The organism is Peribacillus sp. NPDC097675 (assembly GCF_050277655.1).
In the GTDB taxonomy this organism is placed as follows: Bacteria; Bacillota; Bacilli; order Bacillales; family DSM-1321; genus Peribacillus.
Genome location: NZ_JBNNSK010000021.1, coordinates 1 through 16,406, shown reverse-complemented (window position 1 = coordinate 16,406; position 16,406 = coordinate 1). Strand labels below are relative to the sequence as shown.

15 protein-coding genes and 1 riboswitch are annotated in these 16,406 nt (G+C 37.9%); of the genes, 1 reads left to right on the top strand and 14 read right to left on the bottom strand.

The genetic code is table 11. The features are described from left to right. Positions 1-176 precede the first annotated feature (176 nt). From ACQKL5_RS20840 to ACQKL5_RS20815, 6 genes are all read right to left on the bottom strand, one after another. A complete protein-coding gene (locus ACQKL5_RS20840) occupies positions 177-1,670 on the bottom strand; it encodes a DEAD/DEAH box helicase (RefSeq protein ID WP_427610755.1) in 1,494 nt (497 codons plus the stop codon). Positions 1,671-2,322: 652 nt separating this feature from the next. Further along, positions 2,323-2,535: a hypothetical protein gene (locus ACQKL5_RS20835; RefSeq protein WP_427610754.1), complete on the bottom strand. Its 213-nt coding sequence runs from the start codon at positions 2,533-2,535 to the stop codon at positions 2,323-2,325. Next, positions 2,536-2,835 (bottom strand): STAS domain-containing protein, encoded by a 300-nt coding sequence (locus ACQKL5_RS20830; RefSeq protein ID WP_427610753.1) that lies wholly within the window; start codon positions 2,833-2,835, stop codon positions 2,536-2,538. Continuing rightward, entirely contained in the window at positions 2,816-3,211 is a 396-nt protein-coding gene (locus ACQKL5_RS20825) for an ATP-binding protein (protein ID WP_427610752.1), read from the bottom strand. The genes ACQKL5_RS20830 and ACQKL5_RS20825 overlap by 20 nt, the downstream gene beginning before the upstream one ends. 10 nt (positions 3,212-3,221) lie before the next feature. Further along, positions 3,222-3,551 (bottom strand): hypothetical protein, encoded by a 330-nt coding sequence (locus tag ACQKL5_RS20820; RefSeq protein ID WP_427610751.1) that lies wholly within the window; start codon positions 3,549-3,551, stop codon positions 3,222-3,224. A 24-nt stretch (positions 3,552-3,575) separates the two neighbouring features. Continuing rightward, on the bottom strand, positions 3,576-4,871 hold the full coding sequence (locus tag ACQKL5_RS20815) for a protoglobin domain-containing protein (protein WP_427610750.1): 1,296 nt from the start codon (positions 4,869-4,871) through the stop codon (positions 3,576-3,578). A 240-nt stretch (positions 4,872-5,111) separates the two neighbouring features. On the opposite strand from ACQKL5_RS20815, the gene ACQKL5_RS20810 reads away from it, so the two are divergent. Then, positions 5,112-6,263 (top strand): PP2C family protein-serine/threonine phosphatase, encoded by a 1,152-nt coding sequence (locus ACQKL5_RS20810; protein WP_427610749.1) that lies wholly within the window; start codon positions 5,112-5,114, stop codon positions 6,261-6,263. Between the two features lie 58 nt (positions 6,264-6,321). Here ACQKL5_RS20810 and ACQKL5_RS20805 read toward each other — a convergent pair whose 3' ends face one another. The 8 genes from ACQKL5_RS20805 to ACQKL5_RS20770 form a co-directional block, all read right to left on the bottom strand. Next, positions 6,322-7,701 carry a UDP-N-acetylmuramoyl-tripeptide--D-alanyl-D-alanine ligase gene (locus ACQKL5_RS20805; protein WP_427610748.1) on the bottom strand — a complete coding sequence of 460 codons (1,380 nt, stop codon included), beginning with the start codon at positions 7,699-7,701 and terminating at the stop codon, positions 6,322-6,324. A 144-nt stretch (positions 7,702-7,845) separates the two neighbouring features. Then, positions 7,846-8,928 carry a D-alanine--D-alanine ligase gene (locus ACQKL5_RS20800; RefSeq protein ID WP_427610747.1) on the bottom strand — a complete coding sequence of 361 codons (1,083 nt, stop codon included), beginning with the start codon at positions 8,926-8,928 and terminating at the stop codon, positions 7,846-7,848. A 157-nt stretch (positions 8,929-9,085) separates the two neighbouring features. Beyond that, the gene (locus tag ACQKL5_RS20795; RefSeq protein WP_427610746.1) at positions 9,086-9,871 is read right to left on the bottom strand and encodes a hypothetical protein; all 786 of its coding nucleotides are present in this window, start codon (positions 9,869-9,871) and stop codon (positions 9,086-9,088) included. A 267-nt stretch (positions 9,872-10,138) separates the two neighbouring features. Next, positions 10,139-11,401 carry a cation:dicarboxylate symporter family transporter gene (locus ACQKL5_RS20790; RefSeq protein ID WP_427610745.1) on the bottom strand — a complete coding sequence of 421 codons (1,263 nt, stop codon included), beginning with the start codon at positions 11,399-11,401 and terminating at the stop codon, positions 10,139-10,141. 173 nt (positions 11,402-11,574) lie between these two features. Continuing rightward, a riboswitch (cyclic di-AMP (ydaO/yuaA leader) is annotated at positions 11,575-11,722 on the bottom strand. 174 nt (positions 11,723-11,896) lie between these two features. Then, complete coding sequence (locus ACQKL5_RS20785) at positions 11,897-13,156, bottom strand: efflux RND transporter periplasmic adaptor subunit (protein WP_427610744.1); 1,260 nt, start codon at positions 13,154-13,156, stop codon at positions 11,897-11,899. 13 nt (positions 13,157-13,169) lie between these two features. Then, a complete protein-coding gene (locus tag ACQKL5_RS20780) occupies positions 13,170-13,832 on the bottom strand; it encodes a hypothetical protein (RefSeq protein ID WP_427610743.1) in 663 nt (220 codons plus the stop codon). Between the two features lie 111 nt (positions 13,833-13,943). Continuing rightward, the gene (locus ACQKL5_RS20775; protein ID WP_427610742.1) at positions 13,944-14,846 is read right to left on the bottom strand and encodes a diacylglycerol/lipid kinase family protein; all 903 of its coding nucleotides are present in this window, start codon (positions 14,844-14,846) and stop codon (positions 13,944-13,946) included. Between the two features lie 443 nt (positions 14,847-15,289). After that, on the bottom strand, positions 15,290-16,129 hold the full coding sequence (locus tag ACQKL5_RS20770; protein ID WP_427610741.1) for a tyrosine-type recombinase/integrase: 840 nt from the start codon (positions 16,127-16,129) through the stop codon (positions 15,290-15,292). Positions 16,130-16,406 lie beyond the last annotated feature (277 nt).

Here is a 16,406-nt window from a genome sequence, read left to right as displayed (position 1 = left end):
TTTTCTATGAACGCTCGGTTGTAACGCACCACTCTGTTATACCCAATTGTACAGTCTTCAGAGTTTTCTTACAACTAACCTGACCCTTTTATTCTACTTTATAACAAGTTCATCATTTAATTAAACAAAAAAATAAGCCACTCAAATGAGCGACTTATTTCTTTGGATTATTTGAATTAGATATTATTAGATTTTTCTCTTTTTTGGCTTGTGCTACGGTTGCCATAGCCATTGGATTTACGGTTTGAGCTAGGACGTTTGTTCCCACCGCTACCGTAATCTTTTCTGCCTGAAGAGCTGCGACCATTGCGCGGTCTGTTTGATGAACTGTTTCCACCACGGTTACGGCGCATTGAAGGTGATTCTTCAGTTAGTTTAATTGGCGTTTGGTCCGGTTCTTTAGTCATTGATTTAAGCATAGCAGCAACTAAATCAGCTGCGCTGTGTTTTTGCAATAACTCTTCCGCTTGACCAAGGTATAACGATAAATCGTCATTCTCGATTGCAGAAAGAACTTTTTCTGTTACTGCTTTTTGTTGGCCTTGCAACGCTTCAGTAGATGTTGGAGTTTTCATTCTCTCCATACGTTTTCTAGTTGTATGTTCAACCGCTTGAAGCTGACCTCTTTCTCTTGGCGTTACGAAAGTGATCGCAATACCATGTTTACCAGCACGACCTGTACGACCGATACGGTGAACATAACTTTCTGGATCTTGAGGAATATCAAAGTTGTATACATGTGTTACACCGGAAATATCAAGTCCACGAGCAGCTACGTCTGTTGCTACTAGTACATCAAGATTTCCTTCTTTGAATTTCTTCAATACAGAAATACGTTTCGCTTGGCTAAGGTCACCGTGAATACCTTCAGCACTATAACCACGGATATTCAAAGCAGAAGACAATTCATCGACACGACGTTTTGTACGTCCGAATACGATAGCAAGTTCTGGTGTTTGGATATCAAAAAGACGTGCTAGTGTGTCGAACTTTTCACTTTCTCTTAACTCCAAGTAATATTGTTCGATGCGGTCAACAGTCATCTCTTTCGCTTTTACGCGTACAAGGACTGGTTCTTGCATGAAACGTTCAGCAATTTTACGGATTGGGTCAGGCATTGTAGCTGAGAAAAGCAATGTTTGTCTTTCATCAGGAACAGTTGAAAGGATAGACTCGATATCCTCAATGAATCCCATGTTAAGCATTTCATCCGCTTCATCAAGAACTACAGTGTGTACTCCACCTAATTTGATGTTTTTACGTTTGATATGGTCTAAAAGACGACCTGGCGTACCAACGATGATATGAGGTTTTTTCTTTAAAGCACGGATTTGACGGTCAATGTCTTGTCCGCCGTACACTGCTAATACACGAGCGCGTTTTCCGTAACCAAGTTTGAAAAGTTCTTCAGAAACTTGAATAGCTAACTCACGAGTAGGTGCAATAACGATCCCCTGCACGTTTTCGTTGGCAATATCGATGTTTTCCATCAATGGAATACCGAATGCTGCTGTTTTACCTGTTCCAGTTTGCGCTTGACCAATAATATCCTTACCTTCAAGTGCTAGAGGAATCGTTTGGGCTTGAATCGGACTTGCTTCTTCAAATCCCATTTTTTCTATTGATTTCATAGACGTTCTATCTAATCCTAATTCGCTAAACAATGTCAATGTTTTCGTACTCCTTTTTATATCGTAAATTTACACGTGCATTCAATGCACGAATGGTTAGTTCAAATCCTCATCATCATGACAGATGTTCTACTTTATCTTATGAAAAAGTTTATCATTATCACCTAAAAGAATATCTACCTTTTAGCTCTAATGAACTCAATATGATTTTTTAAAAAGGAAATATACCAGCACAATCGTTTTACTGGCATCTTAATGCATTGCGCACGTGTAGACTTTATTTTTAACATACGCCCATCTTTTTAAAAGTGCATGTAACCAAAATTAAATTCAATATGGAAAATTAAAAGTAGCATAAACGGCTATTGACCGCTTTATTCAGGTGAGGGCTGCTGCACCTATTATTCACAGACTTAAATGTCTGTCTGAATAAAACTTGACGAGCGCCAAGATTCTTATACAAAACAGGCCCGGTGCGTTGAGGATGTGCAGAAGTGGAAAGGAGCTATATGCAGCTTGTTTCCCTATTAGCTACTAAAGCCACAATGATACGCAGCTTTTATCTATGACCAGACGCGCGGCCTATTTAATAATCTCAAAAAACCTCATGAAAAACATGTAAAATTTGTTGCCTCAACCTGATTGATCTAATATAAATATTCATCAATGATAAGACATTTAAACTCATATTTCATATTACCATTTTCAAACTGTTATTGCAATAAAGGATATTTTCGTATCCATCGTCCCTAATGAAGTTAGCACATAACATGCCATTAAATGTATGCCTCGATTCCTTTGACGCCACTGCATTGCAGCCAAGCTTAAATGGAATGATGGTAATCGGATCTTGTCCACAACAAAAAGGTTCGAGTACCTCTAGGGTTCCCGAACTTCTTCTCATTTAGACCAACAAAACGAATTGATCCATTTTACATATGGACAGTATTTTTTTCACAGGTTCTGTTGCTCCCGTTAATTCTATATCCAGTTTTGCTGATAATGGATATAGCCATTTGACGAGGAAACTAATACCAGTACTATCAATAAAGTTTACTTGTGATAAATCGATTTGGAGACGATTTATGTTTTCTGGAACCTGGAATGTATTCAATAACCGTTCAAAGGAAGACGAGTTTTCATAATGAACGTCGTTTAAAATATTTATATTGAACGTATTTTGATTAATATGGGTATGAAGCATTCGCACCCACCACCTCTTTCACATTAAAAATTGCTGTGGCTATTTTTCCTGACTCATCAAAGGAAAATTGACATAATTGCTGAATTAAGTACAAACCTCGTCCTCTTTCATTGCTTACATCTGGGCATTCCATATTCCTATACCCTTCCCAATTAAAACCTTCCGCAAATGAATGTAGCTTAATTGAGAGTTTTTCGAAGGCTACTTCCTCAAGCTCAATATCAGCCTTGTCCTCGCCCTCATGTTGTATGACGTTCGATAGAAGTTCCCATATCACCAATTTCACATTAAAGAATAAAAAATCAGAGCTATCCTTAATCTTGAATGTTTCAAATTCCTGCATGATTTCGTTTACAGTCTGGGGTAATGTCTTCATATTTAATTTTCTAACCTGAATTTTTTTTATTGTCATTTTGAATCTGCTCCAACATTTTTGAAAGATATGGATGGATATAATCTTCCTGGTGTTCTAATCGGTAAAATTGGCTCCAGACTGAACCTATTCTTGCTTTTACTTCCATAGGAATCCCTTCTTCCCCACACCTATCGATTTGCAATAGCCACAGTTTGATAAAAATCCTCTCGTCTGGACTATTGGGCACCTCTCCCAAATCTATGCGGATAATCTTTTCATTCGCCTGTTCTAAAAGGGATTGAATCATCTCATAGGTTGATGCATACGTTCTTCCTTCAAATTTCAGGTACCCTTTCTTCATAGGTCACCTCTTCAGTTTAGTATCCTATATCTTGAATTTCTTTGATAATTCATTATTCAAGAAACTCAACTGCTCAGCCATTTCAGTGATTTGTGAGGATGCCAATGTAAGTTCCTCAAACGTTGCCCTAAATTCCCCAATCTCTCCACCCAAATCGCTAATCATCTCATCGCTTTCTTTAACGCTTTTTACCGAATCGTCCAGAATATCAACGATTTCTTTATTTACATTCCTAAAGAAACTCGTTTCATTCACAATACTTTGAAAACTCTCATCGAATTTCACAACTGTATCCTGAACGGATGCAACCTGCTGTTGGATGGAATCGAGTGATACCTCGGTCTTGCGAGCTAGGTTCCTAACTTCCTGGGCCACTATAGAGAAACCTTTTCCATGCTCTCCTGCTCGAGCTGCTTCAATCCCTGCATTTAGCGACAAAATATTCGTTTGATTAGAAATGGATCGTATCGTTTGTACCACTTGCCCAATATGTAAAGAGTTTGCATTTAATTCATCCGTCAGACCCTTAACTTTTTCAATTAAATCCACTACATCATCGACTTTCTTCAAAGCCCTTGCTACATTCCTTTTTCCTGTTTCAACATGGGTAATCATCTCTTTCGACCCCACGTTTATCTCATCTATGGCTGCGAGCATATTTTGCACTTGAGTATCCCGATCAGCTAGCGATACTGTAGTTTGTTTAGCACTTGACGCTAATATGGAAGAAGAATCATTCAAACGATATTGAAGCTCCTCAATCTCGTTTAGCTTCATCATAGAGGATGTATAAGACTCGATATATGTCTGAATTGCAATTTGCATGTCGAATGAACAGAGTTTTTGAAACGAGTAATAATAAACCTGAGCTTCCTCCCAGCTACCACACTCATGAGTCAACATCTGCAGAACCTCATGCTGGATAATGCTAAAAGCACCAATATACCACTCAGGAAAAAGACCAATCCGGTTATGGACACTACCAATAACCTTCCGTCGAACAACATAATTTTCTCCAATGTCTCCTGAGACCATATCCAAAATGTATTTCTCCAATGTCTGCTTCAGCCGTTGTATGGTGGAATGTTCCTGAATGATCATGGTTAAGTTAGGAATCTCTTGTATATGACCATAAAAGTTATCCACTATCTTTCCTACATTCTTTTCCATAATGGGCTTGAGCCTCATCAGTGTCGTTATATCCTTTTCTTCCAAACTTACAAACATAAGTTGAAGGGCATTCTTTCCTTTCTCGATTTCCGAGAATATAGGAGCACGAGTCGGAGTAGATTCCGATTTAATGAGGACTGAAGACTGCATTACAGAGTCTTTCGTTGATTCCTTACTTTGTATATTAAATAAAGATCTGAATGGACACCCAGCCAACTCTATTCCCCCTTTCCTCGCAACAAGACTTTATACCTATAATCAATAACAGTATAACTGAATTGAAATAGGAAAATATCAACAATATAATGAACTATTATACAAAAAAAGGATTGAAATGTGTCTTTATGTAGTATAATAGTCCTATTATACTACATAATATCAGGGGGTTACATGAATATATATATGTTGGATATCCCAGAATGCAGAGACTTTAGTCTTGTATTGCAGACCATAGGTAAAGAAGTCATTTTCTTAAAAGATCCGGTAGGACAACAACATCTGTTTCAAGATGCGTCAGACTTATTGCAATCATTATTTATCCTACCTTTATATCTTTTGAAAGACTCCTCCCAACAAACCGCTTTGTTTGCCTTAGCCGAGTCTTACGAAATACCCATACTGTTTATTTACAAACGATCAAAAAAGTTAAAGGACCCTCAAATATTACCCAAAAGAACGATTTATGAGTCCATAGCCATTCCTGCCAATTCAGTGGAGGTTAAGCTGAAACTGAAAGCCCTACAGAATATTAGCATGCAGTTGTACACCGCAAGAATGAAGGAACGAGAATTAGAAAGCATCAGCCTTAAGGTGAAACAAAATTTGCGTGTCGCTCAAAATTTTCAGCAACTCGTTCTACCGACATCCTTACAAAAGAAAGATATTGAGATACAAGGGCTTTTCCAACCCTCCAGTGAACTTTCCGGGGACTTATTTTACTGGTCGGAGGTCGATGAGGGAAAGTATGGATTCATGATCATCGATGTGTGTGGAAAAGGAATTCATGCGGCGCTCATCAGTATGTCTATACGCTCGTTAATGCCCGGCCTTATCAAGCGCGTAAAAGATCCAACCTTCATTACTAAAGAATTGAACAAGCATATGGGACATTTATTCCAAGAGTATCGAAAGGAAAGTACGAATGCGGCTTATTTCACAGCTTTCATTGCTTATATTGATACGACTGCCAGACTTATTGAATATGTAAACAACGGACATCCTCCCGCAATTATATATTCCCCTTGCAATAATGAAGTGCAAAGTTTAAGTAAAGGTTCGATGCCTATAGGACTTGTACCAGACATGTCCATAGAGAAAGGTTCTCTACACTATGAAGCGGGAAGCCGTTTCATAATCTATACCGATGGTCTTTCTGAGTCACCAAGCAACCATACTGTTCATAGATTTGAGAATATTGAACAGGAATTCATAGAAAATGTGCACTTGGATACATCTGACCTTCTTCAGGAATTATTAGTTTCAAGGATGAGGCATTCCGAAATCAATGATGATATCTGCATCATTGCAGGTACGTTATTTTGAGTACTACAAATAGAAAGAGCCGACATTATAATAAGTCGGCTCTTTCTTTGATGGATATTCACTTTTGTAATGCTTTAACAACTTCTTCTAATTTCATACCTCTTGAAGCTTTCACGAGGATCAAGTCATTTGCCTCTGTAGATGTCTTAAGCACTTCTATTAAATGTTGTTTATCTTGAAAAGATTGAACATTCTCCGCTGCAAATGCTTTACTAGCACCCTTTGCAATATAATCGGCAAGCGGACCATATGTATAGACCTTATCAATATGATCAACTGCTATCAGTTCACCTATTTTCAAGTGGAAATCTTTTTCGCTTGCTCCTAACTCCAACATATCTCCAAGCACAAGGATTTTATTCCTGAAACCTGATAGACCTTCAATAAGCTCAATAGCTGCCTTTACGGATGTCGGGCTGGCATTGTAGGCATCATTAATGATCTTCTGCCCCTGTGCTCCTTCGACCATCTCCATCCTCATATTAGTGAGCCGAATGGCTTGTAAGCCCTTATTGATAGATTCATCATCTATATGCAGTTCTTTTGCGGCAAGGATAGCGGCCATGGCATTGAGCACGTTATGCTGTCCCAAGACCGGGATTTGATATTCACCTTGATTCAATCCACCAAGTGTAAACGAAGTATTGTCCGCACCTTGTGTAATCGTCAATGGAAACAAATTATTACGCTCCGTACGTCCGAAGGATAAAACACGTAAATGGGTGAATTCTTTTTGAATCCGGCTTTCTAACAATGGTTCGTCACCATGGTATATAAGCGTTCCTCCATGTGCCAATCCCTCTACAATTTCTAGCTTGGCATTGGCAATTTCTTCTCGCGAACCTAAATCCAACAAATGCGATTCACCTATATTAGTAATGATGGCTATATCGGGTTTTGCTAGCTTAGATAAAAATTCGATTTCCCCACGGCTACTCATGCCCATTTCCAAGACGGCCGCTTCCGTTTCCTCCCCCATCGAGAGAATAGTTAGTGGTAATCCAAGATGATTATTGAAGTTCCCATTCGTCTTATGAACTTTATAGGTAGTAGCCAGCAGAGCAGCCGTCATGTCTTTCGTAGTGGTTTTACCATTGCTTCCTGTAATTCCAATGACTTTTATATTCAATTGATCTCGATAAGCACGTGCTAATTCCTGTAAGGCCGTTTCAGTATTTTCCACAAGAATGATCGGTAAATCAGTAGGAGGATTCGGAATATCCTGTTGCCAGAAAGATGCGGCTGCTCCCTGAGCAATGGCATTCCTGACATATTGATGGCCATCTACTTGCTCACCCTTTAACGGAACGAACAAGCACCCTTTTGTAACCGCCCTTGAATCGATGGTGACACCGTGAATTTCAATGAGCTCTAATGCCTTACTATCATTCAATCCATTTACCATCTCAGACACTTGTTTCAACGTTCTCTTTATCAATTTCGTTCCTCCTTCTTTCATCGAACCCGTTCTTCTATTGTCTTTACAACAAAACTAAGCAGCAATCGGCATGAAGAACCGATTCCTGCTTGCTAGAGTGAGCTTTTCATACAAATGATGTATGTACCCACTTTACTTTCCTACTTAAACTGTATATTTAATTTGTTGTTTTTCTTCATAGCGCTCTAAAGCAAGCTTCACAAGCTCTTCAATTAATTGTGGATATTCAAGGCCCGTATGCTTCCATAATAGTGGGAACATGCTGAATGGCGTAAAGCCTGGCATTGTGTTCACTTCATTGATATAGACTTTTCCGTCTTTCGTCAAAAAGAAGTCTGCACGTACAAGTCCCGAACAATCCAGTGACTTGAAGGCCGTTATGGCCATTTTAGATAAAGCTTTATATTCACTTTCCTCTATTTCGGCAGGTATAGCCATCGCTGAATTTCCATCAACATACTTAGCTGAATAATCGTAGAAGTCAAAATCAGTCTTCGGAATGATTTCTCCCGCAACGGAACAAGAGGGGGTATCATTACCGATAACGCCAAACTCCACTTCACGAGCAATGACTCCTTCTTCAATAATAATCTTCCGGTCGAATTGGAATGCTTCTGCCACTGCTTTCTTCAATTCATCCGGTGTATTACATTTGCTGACCCCTACACTTGAACCTAGATTAGCAGGCTTTACAAAGCAAGGGTATCCACATACTTCTTCTACCTTTTGTATGGATGTTTCCATGTTATTTTCCCATTCGGAGCGGATGAACCAAGTATAATTAACTTGTGGTAGTCCTGCTTGTGCAAAAATGTTTTTCATGATGACCTTATCCATCCCTGCCGATGAAGCGAGTACCCCATTTCCCACATAAGGAAGGTTCAACAATTCAAGCATACCCTGTACCGTTCCATCTTCACCATTCGGTCCATGTAGAAGAGGGAAAATGACATCATACCCCGTAGACCCACTGTCTTCATCAGTTAAATGTGCTTGCAAAGACAATGGAGATGACAGTTTGTCAGATGATAAAGCCAATTCCTCCACAGATTTTGCCGGTTCAGTCAACTTTGGTCCATTTACCCAAGAACCTTCTTTTGTTATGTAAATCGGATATATATCAAACTTTGCTAAATCGAGAGCTTTAATGACCGCTAAAGCTGTCTGCAAAGAAACATCATGTTCTGCAGATTTTCCACCATAAAGCAAACCAAGTTTAGTTTTCATGAGTTATTACCCTCCAATATTCTTTTAACCATATTCCATTGTATCATTTTACACTAAAGCGGGAAAAGTGAAACTTCCAAGCTCCCTGGGTACAATTATAAGTTATGCGTCTGGCTGCAAGTCCTACGACCATGATTCTTAGTGAACGAAAGAGGAATTATTTATAAAGAGTCGTATTTATGACGCTTTCCCAGACCCTTTCTTTACGTTGAAAAGTAAGAAAGGCATCAGGCCCTTGTACTTTCCTTCCTATAAAATCATCATGCATCTCATCCATGTTCAAATAATCTCCCACAACCCATGCTGGGATCTCTATTTTTGCCCTTGTATACTTGACATGTCTAAAAGAAAAAACGACACCTTCCGCCAAAATAGGAGCAAGAGAAGAAATAACTTCTAAAGGTATTGTCGGCAAATCTTTCTTCTTCCTCATTCCTAACCACGATCTTTCCACCTTCAATGATTCTAGTTTTGAAGGAAGCAAGTTTCCCAGCATCTTATAGTACGTCGAGATCGAACGAAAGTAAACTTTATTAAACCATCCATCGTCCTGGGCTAAGTATACAAATTGGTTATTCAATTTACGAAAGAAAGGAGGATGATCTAAATGATTTTTGGTATGCCCTAGATATAGGAGTTCTGCTAATTCCCTTCCATCCACTTCTTCTAGACTATCTGCTTCTTCAAAGTCAATCCAACAGAAATCACCATATGCACGGACATCCTCTTTTAAAAGCTTAGTCATGTTTTCGGATGACACGCTCTCAAGCAAGACATTTAAATTGTACTCCCCACCATCATATTGATGTTTCAATAATAAGATGGAATTCATGCCATTTGGCAGGGAATAAAAAAATTCCCGAAAAGTAAGGCCGTTAAAAAGGATAAATCGTTCGGAAGCCTGCATATGCATATATAAGATGTCATTGCCTTCATTTTTCATATTCACATTCCCCCCGACCCTTTCATCATTGATTATATTTTATCAAACTTTTCATTATTCACGAAGGTTATAGTATATAGAATTACAAATCCCTCTATAATAAGAAAACAGCCAGATATTAACTTCCCAATGTATTTATACATTAAAGGAACTAGACAGGAGATAAAAGAACCAAATTGTAGTATATGAAAGATGATTATTCCAACTTCAATGGCCTTTTGCAAATAAAAAACTCCAGAGTGTTTTCACCCTGGAGTTTTAACCATATTATGAAGCTTGTTCGAGTTTATCATTTTCTGCTGGTGGGTTAAATTGACCTTCCCACTTAGAAATGACAATCGCCGCAAGAGAGTTACCGATAACGTTAACCACTGTACGACCCATATCAAGAATACGGTCAATACCTGCAATGAATGCTAGTCCTTCAATTGGGATACCGACACTTCCCAATGTCGCTAAAAGCACGACGAATGATACGCCTGGTACACCGGCAATCCCTTTAGAGGTAATCATTAACACTAACATTAGCGTAATTTGCTCATAAGCGCTTAGGTCTATGCCATACATTTGAGCAATGAAAATTGCAGCTAAAGCTTGATATAATGTAGAACCATCTAGGTTGAAAGAATAACCCGTTGGAATAACAAAGGATGTAATATGCTTAGGACATCCCGCTTTCTCCATCTTCTCCATGATTCTTGGAAGAACTGCTTCAGAACTTGCTGTAGAAAATGCTAAAATTAATTCTTCTTTTAAAATCCCAATTAACTTAAAGATACTGAAGCCGACGAATTTTGCAATCAGCCCAAGAATGACAATCACGAAGAAAATCATTGTCCCGTAAACAGAAAGGGCTAATTTCCCTAATGGAATTAAGGATGATAATCCGAATTTAGAAATTGTCACACCGATTAGTGCAAACACCCCGATTGGAGCAAATTTCATAACCATATTCGTTAAGTTGAACATGCCTTCCGCCGCACCTTGGAAGAAACGGAAAACTGGTTCTCCCTTTTCACCGATGGCTGCAATGCTTAGTCCAAACAAGACTGAGAAGAAGATGATGGCAAGCATATCGCCTTCTACCATTGCTTTGATCGGATTAGATGGTACAATATGAACAATTGTGTCTATAAAAGATTCATGTTCCTTAGATTCAGCTGTATCAACATAGGTAGAAATATCAGTTTGTTCTAGATTCCCCATGTCCACGCCTGCACCAGGCTGAATAATGTTAGCTGATAATAAGCCTACGCCAATTGCAACTAGTGTTACTACTATAAAGTAGGATAGTGACTTCGCACCTAATTTCCCTACTGATTTTAAATCGCCCACACCTGCAACTGCAACAATAAGGCTAGAAACGATAATTGGAACGACGATCATTTTTATCATCCGTAAGAAGATATCGCCTAATGGTTGTAGATAGCCTTGGGCTGTCTCGCTTCCATAAAATATAGCACCTACGATAATCCCTAGAATTAAGCCAGCAAAAATTTGAGTAGCTAAACTCGTTTTGAATTTCTTCATTTAATTTCCTCACCTTCCATATAGTCTTTGATGTAAAAACATTTGTCTCGGTAAGGGAAACAAGATACTAATAAAAAGAAAAAAATTTTTCTGTATATTGAAAAACTTCTATCCTTACGCTTAAAAAAAAGACACACTACGTGTCATTTTCCCTTTTCGCGTGTTATTCACACATGTTCCCTCGAAGACGCTTACGGGGTTAGCTGTCGGGTTAGGAATCGGAAACACAATGGCCCTTTCATCTCTGAATTCACCCCTAGCGGATTAATCCGCAAAAATGGTTCCCCCGTTCTTTTTTATAAGATTAAGCGAACTAACTTATATTAAAATATTATACTAAAAATATAAATCTGTAAATATATTTTGATATCCAAGCCTTGATACACATTGATAAATTCTGAATATTAAGAGCTATTTTAGTTTACACTTATTGTTTAAATAGGTAATTAGTTTAAGGACAAAAAAGGTTAATAACTAATTTCAGATCAATATGAATTATTTTTCCAAAATTCCTAGTAAAATGTATCTAATTTTCTCCCGGGTGGATAATTTCTTAAAAGTTCCGGAATTTATTTTTTCGATACGAAGCGGTGTAATGAAATGCGAGTGGTTTTTCACTACCTTTTTTGGATCTAGCAAAATGACATCGCCAACTGTTGGACCTTTAAGGATTTCCTGCTTCCCTTTTGCCTGAGCCCCTTTTGTAAGGTATTGACGATTCACATATCCTTTATTGGTTAATGCATAAACATGTGGCTGCTTGCCATCATGTACCGCTATTGTGGGTACGACCGGCACTCCCGCCTTCACATTCGTTATCACCGTAAGGTCAACCTTTGAACCGGCTAATAACGGTTCAGTCACTTCCGGATCTTTCACGATATTCGCCTGGAATGGATATCTATTTTCTTCATTAAGATTGGGCTCCTCTTTTGGATAAGAATGTATACGACTTATTGTTCCAGCCAAATTCTTATTCAAATCAGGAGAAATTGCCTTTAACTCCATTCCCACCGTTGCCTTCTTTAACTGTTCTTCAGTAAAGGTTCCTTCAATAGCCATTTCTGAAGAAGCGATTGAAATAATCGGGTTCGACAAATTCTTATTGATGTTTTTCACTGTACCGTCCGCCTGACTTGTCGTCTCGACAGCATTCGTTTGTACCTCAATAGAACTTAATTGAGCATCTAGCATGACCACTTTTTCCTTCAGGCTACTTTTTTCAAGTTCCTGCTTGTACTTTTCTTGCTCAATATTACTTTTAATTAAATCCGAGGAAGACGTGGTGATGTCGATATTCAAATTCTTTTCAACCGTTTCATCAATAACCGTTTTATTCGTATCAAGTGTCAGACTGCTTTGATAAGCATTTAATTTTTTTATGTACTCGTCAATCCCAGTAATTTCTCCTTGAGCCGCTGCTTTTTCCGCTTCTAAATTATCCTTTAAAGCGTCAAGTTTGGTTGTGGTGTATTCAAATAGCGATGTTCCAGCCGTTACCTCGTCCCCTTCGCGAACTAGAAACTTCTGAAAATCATTGTTCTTTGAATCAAAATAGACATCAAACTCTTCTGCCGGTTTTAAGATACCCTTCGTTCGAAAAGATTCAGTTATAGTTTCTTTTTTAACCTTTACCCAATTTTCCGTAAAAACAGTTCGTTCAACCTTACTGTCTTTTTTTTCAATCAAATATATATTACCCGATATAAAAGCCACTGAAACAATTGATAGGGCTGTTACTTTCCACTTTTTCACTTTCCTCACCACCTTATACGAATACGCCAACTTGTAGGTATGCTAAGAATGCTTTAGCAAACCACAAGGCAATATAAAATAAAATAATCATTGAAAAGACAAAGGCCTTACTTCGTTCCGTATATATTTTCAAATAATAATATTGTAGAGAGATGATTAAAATTTGAAAAATGGTGACTTCACTAAAAAAGTGAATAAAGTAATCGCTTCGAATAAAGTACTGACTGACGACACCCAATGAAAAGGGATTGGCATCATTCCCAATATCCATCAGGACAAAAAGGGGAATTAACAAAATCTTCTCGAGCATATGCAAACTAAATAAAATCATTTGAACAATGACAGTTTTTATGTATGGAATATCGGCTACAACCCAAAAGAATAAAGATGATAAAAAGACATAGATAGTTGGATAAAAAATACCCGCAACCATATTGCCAATCAAGACTAGCAATTTTCCTGTTTCAAATTCTTCAGCATCCATCTCCGTAATATTCTTAGAAAACGATTCTGAACCAATTCCGAAATATCCACCTACTGCAAAAACTAGGATACTAAGAAAATATAATAATAGTAGTTTCCAGCCAATCCGCGTAACCGCCTCCGCATTTTGCAATTGGTAACGGCTCCTTTTTGGTTCAAAAATACCTTTTAACAATCGTACCTGGTATATCATGTTTGTTCCTCCTGCAAAAAATGAAATATCACTTAATATAATATTTTATCTTATTTTGGAAGCAAATGCAGAAATAAGGAAGAATATATATAAAAATTTATACCAAATAGATTAGTCCCTTGAGTTTGGAGCCAATAAAGCAAGATGATGTTTCAGTACTTCAATATCAGTCGGTGTCTGTTTGTAGATTTCCCCGTCCATGTCGACATCAAATGGTATTTTCGTTTTTACCTTCAATTTACTTGCCTGGATATACATTACGCCTGAATCAGAGCTGGTATTTTCAGACAAAGATTGTTTCATGGCCAATATCTCCTTGAAAACACTTAGGCTAGATTCCTTCACGATGACGATGTCAAATAGCCCATCGTCTGGATTGACCAGCGGGAAAGGCAAGGAGTTCGTACCGATATAACTACCATTTAAGACTAAAATCATTATAGCTTTTCCTTCGACACATTTTTCATCATATTCAAGTCTAAAGGAAAAAGGTTCTTTTTCCCCTATCGTTCTGATTGCGCTTAAAAAATAACCAATCTTCCCAAATTTATTTTTTTCTTGTTCATCTATATTGTTTGACGTATCTGAGATCAGGCCAATTCCCCAAAAATTCAAAAGGTAATTATCATCCGCCTTCCCAACATCAATCATACGAACATTTCCATGTACTAAAGCTTCTGCTGCACGACGAATATTTTGAGGTATCTCTAATGTTCTGGAGAAATCATTGCACGTCCCTCCAGGCAATATCCCCAATATCGGACGACGTTCAAGTGGAGAAAGACCATTCACACACTCATGCACCGTTCCATCACCTCCTAAAACAAAGACCACATCCATGTCGTTCCCATAATCTAAACAAAACTGACGCGCATCACCTTTTTCCTTGGTCTGAAGGATAAGAAATTCATCTAAATGAGGCGTTAGAATGGGAAGGCAATCCTCCAGTGCTTTTTCCACCTTACTATTCCCTGCACTTTCGTTATAAATTAACATTCCTTTTTTCCATCTCATATCCTATTCCCCCCATTTATTTAACTACCCTTACTTTTTCCTTTTTCATCCCTTTTAAAACTCAATCATTAAAGGAAGAAGCAATTAAGTTAACTAGGCCCTCTCGTGCTTATCACTATGAAAAAAATAACGGGTAGAGACAAATAAAAAATAAAAAAACTCTTTTATCTAATACTTATACGGTTACATTAGTAGATGACTAGCATTCGAATTCTCAATATGCTTAAGGAATTTAAAAGCGTAGGGTACATTACCAGGCTCTAATGATGATAAGTGCCATGGCTCTCGGGAAAGGAATCAGGGCCTTAGAGAGCTTTCTAATGACACGAGTTACCCGTAAAAGGTGGTATAGTGCGCTCACCAATACTTACATTAGTTATTGTCCCTTAACACAAAAAAGAAACGAGTTTCCCCCGTTCCTCCATAAACTTATATTTAAAACATTAATGTTTGGTGAAAGTCTGATCTATTGCATTTTCCAGATTCAACGATTTATCTTTTAGGTAACGCTTTGTCACGTTTAAATCCTTATGGCCTGCAAGTTTGGAGACAGTTTGTATATCAATACCGTTATCCACTAACCTTTGGCAAAAGGTGTGTCGTAACTTATGTGGGTGTACATTGTATTTTTTTAATATATATTGTACCGACCTCGGCGTAATTCTTTGATTATAACTTGAAATAAACAATGGATCTGCTTTTTCCTTCAGTGAACAGAGATAGTTTTTCACATACTGTACGGCTAAATCGGTAAGTGGAACTGTTCGATCAATATCACCTTTTGCATTCCGGACAAGTATATAATTCCTGTTGCCTTCCATGATAACATCACTTCCGTTTAAATCGCATAGCTCCGAAACACGAATACCCGTATGTAATAAAAGGTATACAATGGCAATATTCCTAAGGTTTCCTTCTGCCTCTATGTCTTTTAAAAGAGCTTCCTGTTCTTTGATATTTAGTGACTCAGGGGCCTCATTTTTGGAATCCTTAACCTTACGCTCAACAGATAGCATAATCTGGGGCTTTTCTAAAAATTTAAAAAATACATTTAAAGCATTGTAATGTTTTTCTATTGTCCCTGGACTTTTCTTGCAATTTTCTAAATAATCAAGATACAATTGAATGTCCTCAGAGTTAATCTCCATTAGTACTTTTTGTGTCTGTTCACAAAACTGAGAAAGAACACCTGTATACGTTTTAATTGTATTAGCTGATTTCCCTTGGTCTTCCAACCATCCAGCAAACGAAGAAATCATTTCATCTTTAGCAGAGGTATCCATAGGCTATTCCCCCAATGACAGTTTCAGAACTAAGTTTAGTTTAACATATTTCCTTTTAGAAACGAAGAATTCTGTCCCTAATCCCCTATGGTTATCCGAAAAAAATAAATAATATCCTTCACATTCAAAACCAAGAATAAAAAGGAATGTTTCTAATTTCCCAATCAATTTCATCAAAAAACACAAAAAAAGGCCAGCACAATGGCTGACCTTTCAAATGGCTTGGCGGCGTCCTACTCTCACAGGGGGAAACCCCCAACTACCATCGGCGCTGAAG

Coding starts and splice junctions, on each gene's coding strand:
- ACQKL5_RS20835 (WP_427610754.1), bottom strand. CDS start 2,535: ATGAGAAGAAGTTCGGGAACCCTAGAGGTACTCGAACCTTTTTGTTGT.
- ACQKL5_RS20830 (WP_427610753.1), bottom strand. CDS start 2,835: ATGCTTCATACCCATATTAATCAAAATACGTTCAATATAAATATTTTA.
- ACQKL5_RS20825 (WP_427610752.1), bottom strand. CDS start 3,211: ATGAAGACATTACCCCAGACTGTAAACGAAATCATGCAGGAATTTGAA.
- ACQKL5_RS20820 (WP_427610751.1), bottom strand. CDS start 3,551: ATGAAGAAAGGGTACCTGAAATTTGAAGGAAGAACGTATGCATCAACC.
- ACQKL5_RS20815 (WP_427610750.1), bottom strand. CDS start 4,871: ATGCAGTCTTCAGTCCTCATTAAATCGGAATCTACTCCGACTCGTGCT.
- ACQKL5_RS20810 (WP_427610749.1), top strand. CDS start 5,112: ATGAATATATATATGTTGGATATCCCAGAATGCAGAGACTTTAGTCTT.
- ACQKL5_RS20800 (WP_427610747.1), bottom strand. CDS start 8,928: ATGAAAACTAAACTTGGTTTGCTTTATGGTGGAAAATCTGCAGAACAT.
- ACQKL5_RS20795 (WP_427610746.1), bottom strand. CDS start 9,871: ATGAAAAATGAAGGCAATGACATCTTATATATGCATATGCAGGCTTCC.
- ACQKL5_RS20790 (WP_427610745.1), bottom strand. CDS start 11,401: ATGAAGAAATTCAAAACGAGTTTAGCTACTCAAATTTTTGCTGGCTTA.
- ACQKL5_RS20780 (WP_427610743.1), bottom strand. CDS start 13,832: ATGATATACCAGGTACGATTGTTAAAAGGTATTTTTGAACCAAAAAGG.
- ACQKL5_RS20775 (WP_427610742.1), bottom strand. CDS start 14,846: ATGAGATGGAAAAAAGGAATGTTAATTTATAACGAAAGTGCAGGGAAT.
- ACQKL5_RS20770 (WP_427610741.1), bottom strand. CDS start 16,129: ATGGATACCTCTGCTAAAGATGAAATGATTTCTTCGTTTGCTGGATGG.